The organism is Paenibacillus sinensis, assembly GCF_019904155.1.
Taxonomy (GTDB): Bacteria; Bacillota; Bacilli; order Paenibacillales; family Paenibacillaceae; genus Paenibacillus_AQ; species Paenibacillus_AQ sinensis.
The window spans coordinates 228,547-244,701 of the sequence record NZ_JAHCMB010000148.1; the positions used below are offsets into that span (position 1 = coordinate 228,547).

Annotated in this window: 19 protein-coding genes; all 19 read right to left on the minus strand. The window is 49.6% G+C overall.

Annotation, left to right across the window (positions count from 1 at the left end; genetic code table 11):
- Positions 1 to 7: 7 nt before the first annotated feature.
- The gene (locus tag KIH86_RS17285) at positions 8 to 373 is read right to left on the minus strand and encodes a response regulator (protein ID WP_019910416.1); all 366 of its coding nucleotides are present in this window, start codon (positions 371 to 373) and stop codon (positions 8 to 10) included.
- Between the two features lie 26 nt (positions 374 to 399).
- A complete protein-coding gene (gene fliY / locus KIH86_RS17290; RefSeq protein WP_223087118.1) occupies positions 400 to 1,689 on the minus strand; it encodes a flagellar motor switch phosphatase FliY in 1,290 nt (429 codons plus the stop codon).
- Entirely contained in the window at positions 1,679 to 2,677 is a 999-nt protein-coding gene (fliM, locus tag KIH86_RS17295; RefSeq protein WP_223087116.1) for a flagellar motor switch protein FliM, read from the minus strand. Before fliM ends, fliY begins: the two co-directional genes overlap by 11 nt.
- A 30-nt stretch (positions 2,678 to 2,707) precedes the next feature.
- Entirely contained in the window at positions 2,708 to 3,178 is a 471-nt protein-coding gene (locus tag KIH86_RS17300; RefSeq protein ID WP_223087114.1) for a flagellar basal body-associated FliL family protein, read from the minus strand.
- A complete protein-coding gene (locus tag KIH86_RS17305) occupies positions 3,175 to 3,399 on the minus strand; it encodes a flagellar FlbD family protein (RefSeq protein WP_223087111.1) in 225 nt (74 codons plus the stop codon). The genes KIH86_RS17300 and KIH86_RS17305 overlap by 4 nt, the downstream gene beginning before the upstream one ends.
- A 225-nt stretch (positions 3,400 to 3,624) precedes the next feature.
- Positions 3,625 to 4,443, minus strand: coding sequence for a flagellar basal body rod protein FlgG (gene flgG / locus KIH86_RS17310; RefSeq protein WP_223087108.1), 819 nt, complete (start codon positions 4,441 to 4,443; stop codon positions 3,625 to 3,627).
- 106 nt (positions 4,444 to 4,549) lie between these two features.
- Complete coding sequence (locus KIH86_RS17315) at positions 4,550 to 4,942, minus strand: TIGR02530 family flagellar biosynthesis protein (RefSeq protein ID WP_223087105.1); 393 nt, start codon at positions 4,940 to 4,942, stop codon at positions 4,550 to 4,552.
- A complete protein-coding gene (flgD, locus tag KIH86_RS17320) occupies positions 4,939 to 5,415 on the minus strand; it encodes a flagellar hook assembly protein FlgD (RefSeq protein WP_223087102.1) in 477 nt (158 codons plus the stop codon). The genes KIH86_RS17315 and flgD overlap by 4 nt, the downstream gene beginning before the upstream one ends.
- Before the next feature lie 25 nt (positions 5,416 to 5,440).
- The gene (locus KIH86_RS17325; protein WP_223087099.1) at positions 5,441 to 6,913 is read right to left on the minus strand and encodes a flagellar hook-length control protein FliK; all 1,473 of its coding nucleotides are present in this window, start codon (positions 6,911 to 6,913) and stop codon (positions 5,441 to 5,443) included.
- Between the two features lie 38 nt (positions 6,914 to 6,951).
- Positions 6,952 to 7,887 (minus strand): MotE family protein, encoded by a 936-nt coding sequence (locus KIH86_RS17330; protein ID WP_223087096.1) that lies wholly within the window; start codon positions 7,885 to 7,887, stop codon positions 6,952 to 6,954.
- Positions 7,888 to 7,908: 21 nt separating this feature from the next.
- Complete coding sequence (gene fliJ / locus KIH86_RS17335; RefSeq protein ID WP_223087093.1) at positions 7,909 to 8,352, minus strand: flagellar export protein FliJ; 444 nt, start codon at positions 8,350 to 8,352, stop codon at positions 7,909 to 7,911.
- Between the two features lie 10 nt (positions 8,353 to 8,362).
- Positions 8,363 to 9,676 (minus strand): flagellar protein export ATPase FliI, encoded by a 1,314-nt coding sequence (gene fliI, locus KIH86_RS17340; protein WP_223087745.1) that lies wholly within the window; start codon positions 9,674 to 9,676, stop codon positions 8,363 to 8,365.
- On the minus strand, positions 9,669 to 10,520 hold the full coding sequence (locus KIH86_RS17345) for a FliH/SctL family protein (RefSeq protein WP_223087091.1): 852 nt from the start codon (positions 10,518 to 10,520) through the stop codon (positions 9,669 to 9,671). Before KIH86_RS17345 ends, fliI begins: the two co-directional genes overlap by 8 nt.
- A complete protein-coding gene (gene fliG, locus KIH86_RS17350; RefSeq protein WP_223087088.1) occupies positions 10,513 to 11,529 on the minus strand; it encodes a flagellar motor switch protein FliG in 1,017 nt (338 codons plus the stop codon). The genes KIH86_RS17345 and fliG overlap by 8 nt, the downstream gene beginning before the upstream one ends.
- Before the next feature lie 4 nt (positions 11,530 to 11,533).
- The gene (fliF, locus tag KIH86_RS17355; RefSeq protein WP_223087086.1) at positions 11,534 to 13,120 is read right to left on the minus strand and encodes a flagellar basal-body MS-ring/collar protein FliF; all 1,587 of its coding nucleotides are present in this window, start codon (positions 13,118 to 13,120) and stop codon (positions 11,534 to 11,536) included.
- Positions 13,121 to 13,154: 34 nt separating this feature from the next.
- Positions 13,155 to 13,436 (minus strand): flagellar hook-basal body complex protein FliE, encoded by a 282-nt coding sequence (gene fliE / locus KIH86_RS17360; protein WP_268964195.1) that lies wholly within the window; start codon positions 13,434 to 13,436, stop codon positions 13,155 to 13,157.
- Positions 13,437 to 13,528: 92 nt separating this feature from the next.
- A complete protein-coding gene (gene flgC, locus KIH86_RS17365) occupies positions 13,529 to 13,975 on the minus strand; it encodes a flagellar basal body rod protein FlgC (protein WP_223087084.1) in 447 nt (148 codons plus the stop codon).
- 6 nt (positions 13,976 to 13,981) lie between these two features.
- Positions 13,982 to 14,389, minus strand: a complete 408-nt coding sequence (gene flgB, locus KIH86_RS17370; RefSeq protein ID WP_223087082.1) for a flagellar basal body rod protein FlgB — start codon at positions 14,387 to 14,389, stop codon at positions 13,982 to 13,984.
- Between the two features lie 344 nt (positions 14,390 to 14,733).
- Complete coding sequence (hslU, locus tag KIH86_RS17375; RefSeq protein WP_223087078.1) at positions 14,734 to 16,137, minus strand: ATP-dependent protease ATPase subunit HslU; 1,404 nt, start codon at positions 16,135 to 16,137, stop codon at positions 14,734 to 14,736.
- Positions 16,138 to 16,155 lie beyond the last annotated feature (18 nt).

The window sequence follows — 16,155 nt, forward strand, 5'->3', positions numbered from 1 at the left end:
AAAGCTCCTAAACGCCGAGCGTTTTGTTAATGGCTTCGATAACGCGGTCAGCTTGGAAAGGCTTGACGATAAAGTCCTTGGCACCGGCTTGAATGGCGTCGATTACCATCGCCTGCTGACCCATAGCGGAGCACATGATGACCTTCGCGTTGGCGTCAACTTTTTTAATTTCCTTCAAAGCGGCGATGCCATCCATTTCAGGCATTGTAATATCCATTGTAATCAAGTCGGGACGCAGTTCTTTGAATTTCTCAATCGCTTGGGAACCGTCCTGGGCTTCTCCTACCACTTCAAACCCGTTCTTGGACAAAATATCGCGAATCATCATTCTCATAAAAGCAGCATCGTCTACGATTAAAATTCGGTTAGCCATTTAAGAAAATCCTCCCTAATTTTTGCTTATTGTAATTTTTGCATCCGGTCCCATTGGCTTACAATATCCGTTACGCGAACCCCGAAGTTCTCGTCGATTACCACTACTTCACCTTTGGCAATCAGCTTGTTGTTCACCAGGATATCTACAGGCTCGCCGGCGAGCTTATCCAGCTCGATGATTGAGCCTTGAGACATTTCAAGAATATCCTTAATTTGCTTCTGGGTCCTTCCTAATTCTACGGTGACCTTCAGGGGAATGTCCATCAATAAGTTTAAATTATTTTCGTCTACGTTGCCGTACACGTTCCCGTTCAAATTGCCAAACTGCACCGGCTGTACATTTACGTTCCGGCTTGGCGGTGCGGCGGGAGGAGGGGTCTGCGCAGCTTGCGGATAAGGCGTCGCTTGCGGCGGCATTCCGTATGGCGGCATCCCTCCGGGCATTCCGTAAGGCGGCGTTCCATACGGCGGATAATAATAACCGCCTTCAGGCATTCCCGGATACGGAGGCTGCCCTTGCGGAGGCGTCTGAGCTTCAGGCGCGTTTGCTTGCGGCGTCTGCTGCGCAGGAGCCTGTGCCGGCTGTGAAGGCGCCGGAGGTGCTTCGACCGCAGCGGCCGGTTCCTCACTGGCTGCATCTCCGATCAGCATAGATACCATGTTCTTGGAGAAAGCAACTGGCAGAAGCTGCATGATGGTGGAATCGATCAAATCCCCGATGGTGAGGCGGAACGAGATTTTGATCAATGTCTCCTCTTCAGGAAGACTTCCAACCCCTTCTCCGCTTGACATATTCAAGATATCAATGCCTGGAGGCGAGATATTGACGAACCGGTTAAAGATCGTAGACATCGAGGTAGCGGACGAACCCATCATCTGGTTCATCGCTTCCTGGACCGCACTGATGTGAATCTCGTTCAGTTCCTCATCCTTTGGTTCACCGTTTCCTCCGAGCATGAGATCCGCAATAACTTGAGCATCGCGGATTTTAATTACAAGGGAGTTGATTCCCTGGAAGCCATCAACATATTGAACATGTACGGCAACATGCGGCTTGGGAAAAGCCACTTCAAATTCACTCCGTGTAATAATCGAAACCTGCGGTGTTGTAATATCTACTTTTTTACCCAGCAGGGTAGATAAAGCTGTAGCCGCGCTGCCAAAGGTGATATTCCCGATTTCACCCAATGCGTCCTGTTCAAAAGGCGTCAGAAAGTCATCCACAGTCTTCGCAGCTGGCGCATCTGAACCCTCGGCCGATTGTTTTAAAAGAGCGTCGATTTCTTCCTGGGATAAATAGTCCTTACTCGTCAAGCTCTTCAACTCCTTCATTGACAATCTCGTCAATCTGTACAGCGACCCGGTCTTTGACTACTCCCGGGCTTCCGATAAACTTCAGCCTGTCGCCAACCTTAACCGACAAACCGGTTTCAACAGTCCGGTTCAGTGAAATCACGTCGCCTATGCCCAGACCCAAAAACTCGGAGACTGATATTTTCGACTCGCCAAGCTCTGCTACGATTGGAAGCTGCGCTCTCGTTACGTTGGTACGAATGGCTTGAATTTCTTCATCGTCTCTCGTCTTCTTCTCGGAGACAAACCATTGATGCACCGAGAGTCTTGCCATAATCGGCTCAAGTACAACATGTGGAATACAAAGGTTGATCATGCCGGTCGTATCCCCGATCTTCGTGCTGAGGGATATCAGGGCAATGGTCTCATTGGGGGACACAATCTGCATAAACTGCGGATTGGTCTCAAGAGCCTCCAAACGCGGCTCAATATCCAGAACGGTCTTCCACGCCTCCTGAAGGCTTTCAAAGCAACGGCTAAATATGCGCTCCATTATGGTCGTTTCGATCTCGGTCAGGGTGTTTACCTTGGTAGGTGCGGTTCCAATTCCGCCCAACAGCCTGTCCAGCATGGCAAAGGCGATATTGGGGTGAACCTCCATAACCATTCGGCCTTCCAAAGGCTCAGCCTCAAAGATGTTCAATATCGTCATCTTGGGGATGGAACGGATGAATTCATCATAAGGCAGCTGTTCGACCTGGACCACATTGATCTGAACAAACGTCCGCAGCTGCGCTGAAAAATACGTCGTAAGATACCGGGCGAAGTTCTCATGAATCCGAGTGAGGCTTCGAATATGATCCTTAGAGAAACGCAATGCCCGTTTGAAATCATAGGAGCGGATTTTTCGCTGAGTTTCTTCTTTTTTTAGTTCGTCTGCGTCCATCTCGCCGGATGAAAGGGCGGCAAGCAGAGCGTCAATTTCATTTTGTGACAGTACATCAACCACTCAATCACCCCCTTGACTGCTGTAATCACATTACATGGATGCCAATATATAATTGGTTATTTCTACCTGAGTTAGCTTACCCTCGGGCAGAGTCTTATTGATTTGATTAAGCAGCTTGCTGCACAGCTGATCCTTGCCTGCGGCTCCGTTAAGTTCCTGTGGCTTAACATCAGCCAGCGTCTTGATAATCAGCGGTTTGATTTTGATATCCTTGATTTTCTCAAACTCTTCTTTCGCCTTTGCCGTGTCCAGCTGGAATGCGAAGTTTATTTGAACGATATAATCGGGGTCTGCGAGGTTAGTCTTGATCTCTGAGATTTCGGAAGTCAGCTCAACGATTTGATCGGCTGTCAAATTCTTGGTCTCGACCTGCTGAGCCACTTCATTTACAGGATTGTTGGTATCATCAGGAAATATTTTGTTCATTAACAGAAAAGCGGCGACCACGATCAAAGTAATTGCGAGTAAAATCGTAATCAGCCAAGGCAGCATCTTTTTCATGAAAGCTCCTCCAGTGTTTGGACTTTAATGGTAGCGGAATACGCGCCGATATCCTTATTGTAGTCCCTGATTTTGGCTATAACTTCATCGACTTTTTCAAGAACAATCAGCCTTTTGCCCGTTACCAGCGTGATATAGGTGTCCGGGTTTTCCTCCACCATTTCTACCAGAAGGGCATTAAGCCACATTGGTGATCCGTTTAGTCGTGTTACCGAGATCATACAAGGCCTCCTATGTCAGAAGAAGCGCGCGTCTCTATCAGACTCCGCAGCATTTCTGGTAAATAGTAAAACGGATTATCAGAGTGCGGCTTGTCTCCATTATCCGGCCAAAGGAAGCTTCGACCGGATAATGAAGATAATGCTATAAAAAAGCGAAACGAATCTATTATAATGCAAAACCGGCAACAGCGTATACTTAAATCTTCCCGGCTTTATTGAACCTGATTAGCGCTTCAGATTAACGACTTCCTGAAGCACTTCATCTGAAGTCGTGATAATGCGGGAATTGGCCTGGAAACCGCGCTGAGCGACAATCATTTCCGTGAACTCACCTGTCAGGTCAACGTTTGACATTTCGAGCTGGCCTGCGACGATAGCGCCGGTTCCCGATTCTGTGTTATTGGCAGTTGTAGGTTCAAGCGCGCCGTCTGCGTTAGCATTCATTGTCATGCGATACAGATTGCCGCCGATCTTCTCAAGTCCTCCAGGATTGCTTACCTTGGCAACGCCGATTTGAGCGCCGGTTGTTGTTGTACCGTCACTCATAGTCTGCATAATAGTACCGTCATTGGCAATGGAGAAGGCCGTTACGTCATCACCCAGTACAATAGCTTCGCCCGAAGAATCGACTACATGAAGACCATCCGAGTTAACCAGGTTCCGGCTCGCATCAACATGGAAATCGCCCGCGCGTGTCAGGAACGGAGTCTCTTGGTCGCCATTAAGCTTCACAAGAAAGAAACCGTCGCCGTCGATCCGTAAATCGGTAGGGTTATTGGTAGTTTGAGCACTGCCTGCCAGATGCAGCGTGTCTATCGATCCGATGCTTACGCCGAGACCGATCTGCTTGGCGTTAACACCGCCTGCTCCGCCATCTGTCGGAGCGCTAACACCGGAAGTCGTCTGGCTCATGATATCCTTGAACATTACCCGCGAGGATTTGAAACCGGTCGTGTTGACGTTGGCGATGTTATTGCCGATTACGTCCAGCTTCGTTTGGAAGCCGCGCATGCCTGAAACACCGGAGTACATTGATCTTAGCATTTAATAGATCCTCCTATTGGTGGAGCCCATTTAGGCTCCCGGATGTATAGTATTGAACCGCGTCTGTCGGTCGGCGGTTCTCCGGCATTCCGTTAGGGCCAGCCGGTTAAGAAATAACTACAGTACTGTCAATTTGCGTAAAAACATTGTTCTTCATAGAATTTCCATCCAAAGCTGTCACAACGGTGCGATTGGGGATGTTAACAATGAATGCCAAATCCTTCATCAAGATTAGCGATTCCTTGCTTCCTTTTGCAGCCGCTTTTTCGACCGCCGAGTTAATCTGGTCCAATTGTTGAACGCCGAGCTGAATCCCCCGCTGCTCGAGACGCTTGGCAGCATGATTGCTGAATTTCAGCATATTTTGCTGCAGCATGCTCTCGAAGGAGACTTCGCTCGATTTAGCCGCAGTTTGGTTACTGCTGCTGCCCGGGCGCGAAACGACTCCCGGATGGCGAATGCCGGTGTACATTTGGCCGACTGTCATTTTTTCATTCATGAGGATGACCCGCTTTCCTGAGAAGCTGCGGTATCCGCATTCTGTATCTTCGTAATATCAGTCAGGGCAATCTTATCCTTGCCTACAATCGCATATTGAACGCCGCTGGTGACAACGATCGAATCTACGGTTCCTGACGCTTCCTGGGAAGTCGAGGTGTCAATCCAGCTGACATTTTTCCCGATTAAACCGGAAACCGCGCCAAGTGATTGATTCAGCGTGTTAAGCTGGTTTGAAATATTCATCAGTTGCTCTACCGACGAGAATTGCGCCATCTGAGCAATAAACTCTTTGTCTTCCATCGGCTGCATGGGGTCCTGATTCTGAAGCTGGGTAATCAAGATCTTCAGGAACTGATCCTTGCCGAGTGTCGAACTGCCCGTTTTGCTGGTAGCAGAGTTGAGATTGGCTACGTTCGATGCCGAATAGTTCGGCCAGACATTCGAAGTGGAAATGATGCTATCCGTGGACAAATGTGTTCACCTCCTCTATATAAACTTAGGCTTCAGCCGAGAATTGGCCTGCATGACTCTGAAGATTCTCTCTTTCGGTTACACGCCATTCCTTCCATTCCGCATCAAGTTCTGCGGTGAGGATGGCATCCTCGCTTTGAACCTTGCGCTCCTTGGAGCGCCGTTCGGAATTCTGTTGTCCACCGGAGCCAGACTGGCGTCCTTCCTGGAACAGCTGGGATTGCGGTGAAGCTGTGTTCTGTGTGACTTCCAACTTCTCAACCTGCAGTCCTTGCGATTGCAGCGCTGCACGAAGCTGGGACATCTGATTCTCAAGCAGGCTCTTCGCGCTGGAATGCTCCGTCATAAATTGCGCGACGATTTGACCGTTCTGAAGAGTGATCTTTACGTCAACCTGACCCAGATTCTCCGGAAACAAGGAGATTGTCGCCTCGGCAACTCCATCCTTCTTGATGATTTCAAACTTACCGGTAATAAGCTTGGTCATTTCTTCATGGAACTTTCGAACAGGTACCGGCTGTTGAATCTCTGCTTTCACCGATCCGGTAATGCCGTCTTTCATAAGCAGTTGACCCGCAGTAACGACTTTGCTATCATCCTGCGTACCTTTACTCGAATCATCCTGATTGAGTGTTCCGTCTTGTCCGCTTGAGGATTCCTTTGCAGCTGTGCTCAGACTAGCCTTAAGCTCCTGAAGCAGTGCAGCCGGGTCCGAATTATCAGTGGAGGAGACGGCGGTTTCAGCCTGTTTGCCGGCAGCATTGGCAGCAACCGGATTCCGGTTCCCCTGCAAGACTTGAGCCGGAAGACTGTCAACTTTAACATTTTTGCCCTGCTGCAGCTGGTCAACTTCTTTGGCAACGAGCGCCTGCGCTGGTACAGCGGATTGTTCAACCGGGTTCTGCTGCGTCTCTCCCATGTAGGGTTCAACAATTGAAGCAAATCTTGCAAGCAATTTCTGAGCCTGAAGATTAGCAGTCTCATTCCCTGCTGAAGTTGCTTCCTTAAGAACAGCAGCCAGGTTGTTCAGCTGATCTTGAACAGCAAATCTTAATGTTGCCGGATTCCCTGCAAGAGCAGTTAATTCGGTCTGTTGTTCAGGCTCGGCCTGATCATTGCCCGACAGCACCGCAACCGCTTGTGTAAGCCAGCCTTGAAGTGCAGCCAACAAAGCTGGATCCGATTCGATTGCATCATCCAGCTTCCCAAGCTCCGGAATGATTTCCTCAACCAGATCTCCAAGAGTTGTCGGCTCAGCATCGCTGCTCTGATTGCTGTTGCTCCCACCCTGCAGAACAGCTGCAAGGCTTTGCAGATTGATCGCCGATTCGCTCAGCTTCCCGTCCGGGTTTTGGTTGCCCAGGGTCTGAATCAGCGTTTGAGAGAATAAACCTGCTGCTGACGTTCCCTGAACATTGGTCTGATTAGCAGTGCCCGCCCCGGAAGCTTTGCCTGTCATTCCTTTACCTAAAGACATCATTTGAAATACAAGACTCATTTTTGATTTCACCTCCTTTCAAGTGCGAGTTGATGCTTCTACTTGCCGCCCATCAGTCTGTTTACAATCTTGGCCGTCTCGCCGTTGGTGTCATTCTTGGTCATCTCCGACAGAATCGAAGATCTCACGCTGTCGCTTACCGAACTCAGGATCGTGACCACCTTATCCGGGCTGATGCTGTACATGGAAGCCAGCAGCTTGGCCGCCTCGGTCGCAGGCATCGATGTGAAAGTCTGGCTTAGAGTCGCCTTGTCAAGATTTCCGCTGCTTGTCGTTCCTGTTGATGCTGACGACTGCTGATTAAGTCTTGATTGAAGGGCTGCAATAGCCATATCGGAAGAATTGACCGTTTCCTTTAGCTTTACTGAGACATCCGCCGCCGTTTTGGGATCCATTTTTTGCAGGATCGCCAATTTGTTCTCGCTACTCATTCCGCTAAGCAGCTGAACAACCTCATCCGTAGTCATATTCTTCATGATGTTGGCTGCGTTTGACGGCTTCATTCCCGCATAGAGCTTGGTCATATCAGCGATAGATTTTGCATGAGGATCTTCCGTAGGCGAAGGCGTAGGCGCACTCGCGCTTTGAGCAGACTGCAAGGATTGGATCTGATCCTGCAAACTCTTGACCTGCTGATCTTGAGCCGTCTTCTGCTCTGTGAGCTGCTTAACCTTGGCCTCTTGCTCCGAGAGCTGACTCTTCAGCTTTTTGATCGTGGAAGCGGAACTTTCAGCCTGATTATCCTCCGTCCCCGCTTTATCTGCCGCTGTTGGTTCCGGATCGGGAATCCATTTCTCCACAATCGGAATTTTATTGGCTATTTTTAACATGTCATTTCGATAATCCATATTAAAGAGTGCCAGCAGAACGCCGATCAGCACGAGCGTAAACAGAATTGGAATCATCAGAAAAAGAAACCGCTCAAATTTGCCTGCCGACCCTTCGTTCTCCAGTTCCATATCGTTCTGTGCCAAAGGTTTCAAGACCTCCAAATCTTACAGGGACTTCATCGCGAAGCGGACTGTGGCCATCTCGTCCAAATCATTCTGTTCCCGCAAGTTCATATTGTGCTGGAAAAGGGAAAGCGCCTTTTCTCTGGCTTTGAGCCACACCTTTTCGTCGACCGCCTTCTCATTGAGTTCATCCTGCTTACGCACGACTTCTTGATGCGCTGCGTTGATTTGCTCATGCTTGTTGACGATGCAGTTGTCCAGAAACTCAACGTAATCCTGCAATTCCCTGATTTTATTCATGGGTGAACATTGCTCTGCCGCCGCCTGAACTTGAAGCAGCATTTCATTACGCTGTGCCGTTAGTTCAGCCAGACTTTTCTCCTGTGCCTGAAGCTCGCCTAGAGCACTGGACAGCATCCATTCAGCTTGTGTACGCTCATTGCCCTTCAAATCGACGACCTTCTGGAAATTATAATGAAATTTCATAAATTATCATTCAACTCCTTGAGAACTGGGAGATTAGGTCTTGCTGGACTTCGGAAAGGGTTGTCTTCTCGTCAACTTTTTGTCTGGTGAACTCCCAAATACTGTCTATATAATGGATCGACTCATCAATTTGAGCGTTGGACCCTCTCTGATAGGCTCCGATATTAATTAAATCTTCCGATTCCTTATAAACAGCCATTAATCGTTTCACATTTTCCGCCGCCGCGATCTGGTCCCTTGGCGCAATGTCCTTCATAACCCGGCTAATGCTTGACAGCACGTCGATCGCCGGAAAATGTCCCCGGTTCGCGATGCTGCGATTCAGAACGATATGACCATCCAGAATACCGCGCACCGCATCGGCAATCGGCTCGTTCATGTCATCCCCGTCGACAAGCACGGTGTAAAAAGCCGTAATCGAACCGGTTGGACCGGTCCCCGCACGTTCAAGCAGCTTCGGAAGACTTGCGAACACCGACGGAGTGTAGCCTCTCATAGCCGGAGGTTCGCCGACCGCCAATCCCACTTCCCGCTGAGCCATGGCATACCGCGTGACTGAGTCCATCATGAGCATGACGTTCAAACCGCGGTCCCGAAAGTACTCTGCGATTGTCGTTGCGATCAAGGCTCCCTTAATACGGATTAGAGCAGGTTGGTCTGAAGTCGCTACGATGACGACTGAACGCTGAAGCCCTTCAGGACCCAAATCGCGCTCTATGAAATCCAGCACCTCTCTGCCACGTTCACCAACCAGGGCGATCACATTGACATCTGCGGAGGTATTTCGGGCAATCATCCCCATTAATGTACTTTTCCCGACGCCTGATCCTGCAAAAATACCAACACGCTGGCCCTTGCCAATCGTTAGCAGACCGTCAATGGCACGGACACCGATGCTGATCGGCTCCTGCACTCTCGGGCGGTTGAGCGGATTGGAAGGCGCGTTAAAGGTGGAGTTGTATGGCATTCTCGCCGGGATAAGCGAACCGTCCAAGGGTTGTCCAAGTCCGTCAAGCACTTTTCCAAGGAGCTCGGAGCCCACCTGAACGTTCAACGGTTTGCCTGTTCCAACGACATCACAGCCCGGTCCAATTGCCTGGAGCTCACCAAGCGGCATCAGAAGCACTTTATTGTCGCGAAAGCCGACAACCTCCGCCTTCAGCGGCTTGCTTCCTTTTGCCGGGTAGATATAACAGACATCGCCTATGCTGGCGTCCGGGCCTTCAGATTCCACCATCAGCCCGATTACCTGCGTAACCTTACCGTTAATGCGAACGGGATCAAAGCCTCTCAACTGCTCTTTGTATTTGCGGGTATCAAGCATGCTCTTCACCATTTCTGTGATCCTCATTGTCAAGCGCCACTCTGATCAGTTCTTTCTTGATTTCCTGCAACTGGGTGTCGATTCGAGCGTCCACACTTCCAAATGAAGACCGAATCACGCAGCCGTGATCCTTGACCGTCGAGTCAGGAAGAATTTGAAGCTCTGCCTGGGAGTCGATGGCCAGTGTAAGCTCCTCGCGAGCCGCGTTAACAAAAGTGAACTGGCTTGGTGCGACGCACAAGGAGATAATTCCCTGCTCCCGTTTGCGGGCTAGGTTTCTTCTTATCAGTTCGATGGTAAATGCGGGCTCAATGGTCAGTTGCTTCTCAACTATTTTCTCGGCGATATCGCAGCTAAGCTCCACCAAAAAAGGCTCCGCTTCCTGAATGATCAAATCTCTTGCCTTATACGCCTCAGTCAGAACCGCCTGCGCTTCTTCCATTACAATGGCAAGCTTCTCGCGCATCTCTTTCTCGGCTTCCAACAGCCCTTCCTCATAACCATTGCGAAAAGCTTCGGCCTTAGCCGCTTCAACCAGGTTCTCATCCTGATCTCTACGGCTCTGCCACCACTCTTCCGCTTCGGCGCGGGCGGCTTCGATCATCCGCTCCGCTTCCATGGAAGCACTCCGCACTTGATCCTCTGCAAATTCTTTGGCGTCATGCAGAATTTGTCTCCGGGACTGCTCCGCAGCCTCGTAATCGGGATCTATATGAGCTGCGGAAGCATGATCATCGGACTGATGGTTCTCTTCTTCCTGAATGCCGGCATGCTGCCTGGCTAACTCCAGCCTTTTCAGCACATCAACTGGAACGTATTGGGAGTGTTTGATCAGTTTAGACAATAATGTCATCTCCTCCGCCGCGGGCAATTATAATCTCACCCGATTCTTCCAGTCTTCGAATCGTGCCTACGATGCGGGTCTGTGCCTCTTCAACATCACGCAGCCGTACCGGCCCCATGTATTCCATCTCTTCGCGGAATGTTTCCGCCATCCGTTTGGACATGTTGCGGAAGATAACATCCCGGACTTCTTCGCTGGCGACCTTGAGTGCAAGCTGCAGATCGGAATTCTCGATATCCCGGATGATCCGTTGAATGGACCGGTTATCCACATTGACGATATCTTCGAACACGAACATCCGTTTCTTGATCTCTTCCGCGAGCTCCGGATCTTGAATTTCCAGTGAATCCAGAATCGTGCGCTCGGTTCCCCGGTCGACGCCGTTCAAAATTTGAACGATCGATTCGATGCCGCCGGCATTTGTATAATCCTGGGTTACGGTAGCAGACAGCTTCTGTTCGAGCACTCTTTCGACCTGGGAGATTACTTCCGGCGAAGTGCTGTCCATGACTGCAATTCTTCTCGCAACCTCCGCCTGCTTCTCTTGAGGCAACGAAGACAGAATGGATGCGGCCTGATCGAACTGCAGATAGGACAACACGAGAGCGATGGTCTGAACATTCTCGTTCTGGATAAAGTTCAGAATCTGATTCGGATCTGCCTTTCGAGCGAAGTCGAAAGGTCTAACCTGTAGAGTAGCGGTAAGCCTGTTGATAACTTCCAGCGCTTTCTGCTGGCCCAACGCCTTCTCCAAAATTTCCTTGGCGTAGTTGATCCCGCCTTGAGAAATATACTCCTGAGCGAGGCAAATCTGATGAAACTCCGACATGATCAATTCTTTCTCACCGCTGTCCACCTTGCGAACGTTGGCAATCTCAAGCGTGAGCTGCTCAATTTCCTCGTCTCTTAAATGTTTGAAGATTTGGGCTGAAACTTCAGGCCCCAAAGTAATAAGCAGTATCGCTGCTTTTTGTCGGCCGCTTAGACCCTGCTGTGCAGCCTTTGCCATAGGTTCACCTCTGTTCGTCTGCAAGCCATGTGCGCAGCAGGTTTACGAATTCTTCCGGCTTTTTCTTGGCCAGGCCTTCAAGCTGCTTGCGTACTTGGCTTTCGTTCGTTACGCTCTCGAGATTGATAGACGGGAACTCCGTCGGCATTTGAAGAGGCTCGTCGTCGACTTCCTCTTCCTCATTGTTGCGGCGGCGGCGTAAGAAGAAGTATCCTGCACCCGCGCCGAGCAGCAACGCTGCTCCAGCGATCGCCCAAATCATCCATTTCGCCAAACCGCCAGCAGTCTGTGCCGAAGTATTTACACCAACAGGCTGCACGGAGACCGAAACTTTTTTCGTTAAATCAGCGTCTGTATAAGTGACTCCCGAATCCGCAAGCGATGCTCTGACAATATTGACCAGAACCGTACGAATCGCATCCGTTGTTGCGGTATCCAAACTTGTTTGGCCATCGGGTGGTTCAACTGCAACATTTATGGTTAAATCTTTTACAGTATATGGCGTTGCTATGATATCCTTCGTAATTCGGTTGACCTCGTAGTTTCGCGTCTCGGAGGATTCCTCGGATGTACTGTTCCCGGTATTGCTGCTAGTTGGATAACCCGATACATCTCCAGAGCCTGTTCCCGCCACCCCGCCATCTGTGTTGCCTGTTCCCGAATAAGTGTTGCTGATGATCTGCGAGCTGATTTCGAGGCCTTTCATATTCTCGGTGTCAACAGGCGTTACGAGATCTTCTTTCCGGCTTTCTTTATCAAAATTAAGCTTGGAGAAGACCAGAACATCAACTTTGTCGGGTCCTGTCAGATTGGCAAGAAAAGCTTTAACATTCTTCTTGACTTCATCTTCAAATTTCTTCTGAAGAGCGAAGTTTTCTTCGACTTGGTTGGATACGCCGTTCTGGCCGCCCTTGGCTGAAGGCATAAGCTCCGTTTCGTCGTTTGTGATAGTAATATTATCGATCGGCAGGTTCGGAATGGCAGTCTTCACCAAATTGAAGTAACCGTCGATATTGTCCTGATTCGGCCGGAACCCCGGCTTGAACGAGAGGACTACGGATGCCGAAGCTTTCTCCTGGTCATCCTGGGTTGCGAACACGGTTTCCTTCGGCAGATTGACGAGTACCTTGGCGTCCTTGACTCCCTGCATTTTCTGGAGCAGTTGCTGGACCTCACCGTTAAGCGCGTTGTTATACTTCACATTAAACTCGCTGTCGGTTGTGCCGATCATGGATGAACTCTGATCAAAAACCTTGAAACCGATCGATCCGTCCTGAACGATTCCTTGCGAGCCGACATCCACTTTCACCCGAGCGGCGTCGGTACTCGGAACGGAAATACTGTGACCGTCTGCACTCAGCTTATAGCTGATTCCGGAGGAATCCAGGTAGTTGATAACCCCGGCTGCGTCGGTGCTGTCCAAGTCCTGAAAGGCGACTTCATATTCGGTTCGGGTGAGCCGCATCGTAACAGCGATAATGATAATAATCATGATCAACAGCGTCGAAAAGAACAGAACCTTCTGCTTAACGCTGAATTTGTTCCAATACTGGGTTAACCTGTCCCTGTATTGGGCGAATCTTTCATTCACAGTGTCACCTCATCCGAAACCAAGCTGGGATTATTTAGATCTGCGTTCTCATAATTTCCTGATAGGCTTCAATGACTTTGTTTCGGACCTGAGTAGTCAGCTGAAGACTGAGAAGAGCCTGCTGAGAGGAAATCATCGCTTCGTCCACATTCACTTCTCCCAAAACAAACTTGTTATTCATGTCTTTCGCATTCTGTTCCTGTGCAGCCACCTGATTCAGGGCATCTTCAAGATAAGCGCCAAAGCCTTTTGATTCGCCATCCGAGAGCCCTACCGAAGGCTGGGTTTCAGAAGTCTTCATCTTAAGAGGGGTAATGACCTGCTGTCCAATCGCAATATTCAACTTCTCTCCTCCTTATATCATTAGTTGCAGCCTGAACCGCATTTCTCTGTTATTCTCTTATCAGATTATTTGCCAATTTCAAGTGCCTTTGAAACCATTGCCTTGCTCGCATTAAACATCGTTACATTGGCGTCATAGGAGCGCGAAGCGGATAGCATGTCCACCATTTCTTTGGTCGTATCCACATTCGGCATATACACATATCCATTTTCATCGGCGTCCGGGTGGGTCGGATTATAGACCGGCTTCAACGGAGACGAGTCTTCCGTGATTGCACGAACGCGAACCCCCTGAGTCTCACCGTTCATTTTCGAATGGAGGATGTTGGAGAAGCTGTCGTTTTTCACCGATTCCAGCTCAACCATCTTTCTCCGATAGGGTACAGGCTTGCCGTCGACAACTGAGGCTCGTGTTGTTTCGGCGTTGGCAATGTTGGATGAAATGACGTCCATCCGCAGCCTTTGAGCGGTTAATGCCGAAGCGCTGATTCCAAAACTGCTGCCAAAATTCATGCTCTACTATCTCCCTTCAATAGCCGATCGCATCATGGTAATCTGATTGTTAAGCAGCGATACGTATGAATTGTAGCGAAGCTGGTTCTCTGCGCTCAGGGCCATTTCCCGGTCGATGTCAACATTGTTGTCGTTGTTGTTCATGGACGTTTCTGTGTCGGTTTGAGTGACCGGTGTTGGAACCGAACCCGCATTGCCGAACTGGATGTGACGAGGATTGGTTGTTTTGGCGTTCAGAGTTGGCTTAATGCCTTTCTCTTCCTGCTGCAGCAAAGTTTCGAACGAAACATCGGAACGTTTAAAACCGGGTGTATCGACATTTGCAACATTATTCGCCAGCGCGCTTTGTCGCAACGTGGCGGCGTCGATTCCTGTCTGCAGCCTTTGAAAGCTGATGCTGTTGAGCAATCCCATGTTTTTCTCCTTTCCAAATTCTCATCATGAAAAGAATTCCACATTACTTTCTGAAATCCTTCTGTATCGACAAAAATTGATAAAAAAAGCGACCTTTCCCGGATTTTCTCCGAAAAATATGCGATCGACATCTTCCAAACACTATGAAACTCGAATTGGTATATATTGATTCTCTTAGAATTTGTATAATATTACAATAAGAAAATAGCCCTATCTTTTTTTAAAAGAAAGGACTTTGCGATCTTTTTACCCATTTTATGTTNCCGAAAATTCCCTTAATTTAGACATCAAACTCCCATTAACCGTTACTTCTTACCTAGAACGCGGGTCGAACTGTAGAGAAATCAAAGAATATACTGGCTTAAGTCGCGATCTTGCGCGATATCTGCCAGTTTTTCCCGGACATACTCCGGCGTAATAACCATTTTATCGAGTGTCAACTCCGGAGCCTCGAAAGACAAATCCTCCAGAAGTTTTTCCAAAATGGTATGCAGCCGGCGCGCACCGATGTTCTCCATGTTCTGATTGACCGTAGCGGCGATTTTGGCAATCTCGAATATGGCTTCGTCCTGGAACTCAATCTCGATATCTTCAGTTGCCAGCAAATGCTCATACTGTTTCGTCAGTGCGTTCTTGGGTTCCTTCAGTATCGAAACGAAATCCTCCAGCGTCAGGCTGCTCAGTTCTACACGGATCGGAAAGCGGCCTTGCAGCTCGGGAATTAAATCGGAAGGTTTGGCAACATGGAACGCACCCGCCGCAACAAACAGCACATAATCGGTTTTGACAGGTCCGTACTTGGTCATGATGGTAGAGCCTTCGACGATCGGCAGAATGTCACGCTGCACGCCCTCTCGGGAAACGTCAGGACCGGCGCCTTTTCCCTGGCTGGCCACTTTGTCGATCTCATCGATAAAAATGATGCCGGACTGCTCCGCACGCGCTACGGATTCCTGAATGACATCATCCATATCGATCAGCTTGTTCGCTTCATCCTGGGTCAACACCTTGCGCGCTTCCCGAATCGGAAGCTTGCGTTTCTTGGTCCGCTTCGGCAGAAGGTTCCCGAACATCTCCTGCATGTTCATGCCCATCTGATCATTGCCCTGTCCGGCAAACATATCGAGCATTGTAGGGGAAGTATCTTCCACGTCGATTTCAATGATATCGTCTTCGAGCTGTCCGGCCAGCAGCTTGAAACGGATGCCCCTGCGCTGTTCCGTAATCGATGCATCACTATCCGTATCGTCGGCTTTCGCTTCTTCCTGAGAGTTAGCCCCTCCGAACAGCATCTCGAACGGATTGCGCTGATTCTTGCCCTTGGATGAGGAAGGAGCCAGAATGCGCACGATGCGCTCATTGGCCAGTTCCTCTGCCCGGTCCTTCACCTTCTCGGTCCGCTCCAGCTTCACCATGCGGATCGCCGTCTCGACAAGATCCCTGACCATGGATTCCACATCGCGGCCGACATATCCCACTTCAGTAAATTTTGTGGCTTCCACTTTGACAAAAGGCGCATTGACCAGCTTCGCGAGCCGTCTCGCGATCTCGGTCTTACCCACACCGGTAGGTCCGATCATCAGAATGTTCTTTGGCACAATTTCGTCCCTGACATCTTCCGGAAGACGTTCCCGCCGGAACCGGTTGCGCAGAGCGACAGCCATCGATTTCTTGGCCTGCTTCTGGCCGACAATATACTTATCCAGCTCGGCAACGATCTGCCGAGGAGTGAGCGATTGGTTCGCCATGTCGATTTTCCACCTCTC

Bases quoted from the DNA above. Each gene is read 5' to 3' on its own strand.
- KIH86_RS17285 (WP_019910416.1), bottom strand. From the start codon at position 373: ATGGCTAACCGAATTTTAATCGTAGACGATGCTGCTTTTATGAGAATG.
- KIH86_RS17300 (WP_223087114.1), bottom strand. From the start codon at position 3,178: ATGAAAAAGATGCTGCCTTGGCTGATTACGATTTTACTCGCAATTACT.
- KIH86_RS17305 (WP_223087111.1), bottom strand. From the start codon at position 3,399: ATGATCTCGGTAACACGACTAAACGGATCACCAATGTGGCTTAATGCC.
- flgG (WP_223087108.1), bottom strand. From the start codon at position 4,443: ATGCTAAGATCAATGTACTCCGGTGTTTCAGGCATGCGCGGCTTCCAA.
- KIH86_RS17315 (WP_223087105.1), bottom strand. From the start codon at position 4,942: ATGAATGAAAAAATGACAGTCGGCCAAATGTACACCGGCATTCGCCAT.
- KIH86_RS17325 (WP_223087099.1), bottom strand. From the start codon at position 6,913: ATGAGTCTTGTATTTCAAATGATGTCTTTAGGTAAAGGAATGACAGGC.
- fliJ (WP_223087093.1), bottom strand. From the start codon at position 8,352: ATGAAATTTCATTATAATTTCCAGAAGGTCGTCGATTTGAAGGGCAAT.
- fliI (WP_223087745.1), bottom strand. From the start codon at position 9,676: ATGCTTGATACCCGCAAATACAAAGAGCAGTTGAGAGGCTTTGATCCC.
- fliG (WP_223087088.1), bottom strand. From the start codon at position 11,529: ATGGCAAAGGCTGCACAGCAGGGTCTAAGCGGCCGACAAAAAGCAGCG.
- flgC (WP_223087084.1), bottom strand. From the start codon at position 13,975: ATGAATTTTGGCAGCAGTTTTGGAATCAGCGCTTCGGCATTAACCGCT.
- flgB (WP_223087082.1), bottom strand. From the start codon at position 14,389: ATGGGATTGCTCAACAGCATCAGCTTTCAAAGGCTGCAGACAGGAATC.
- hslU (WP_223087078.1), bottom strand. From the start codon at position 16,137: ATGGCGAACCAATCGCTCACTCCTCGGCAGATCGTTGCCGAGCTGGAT.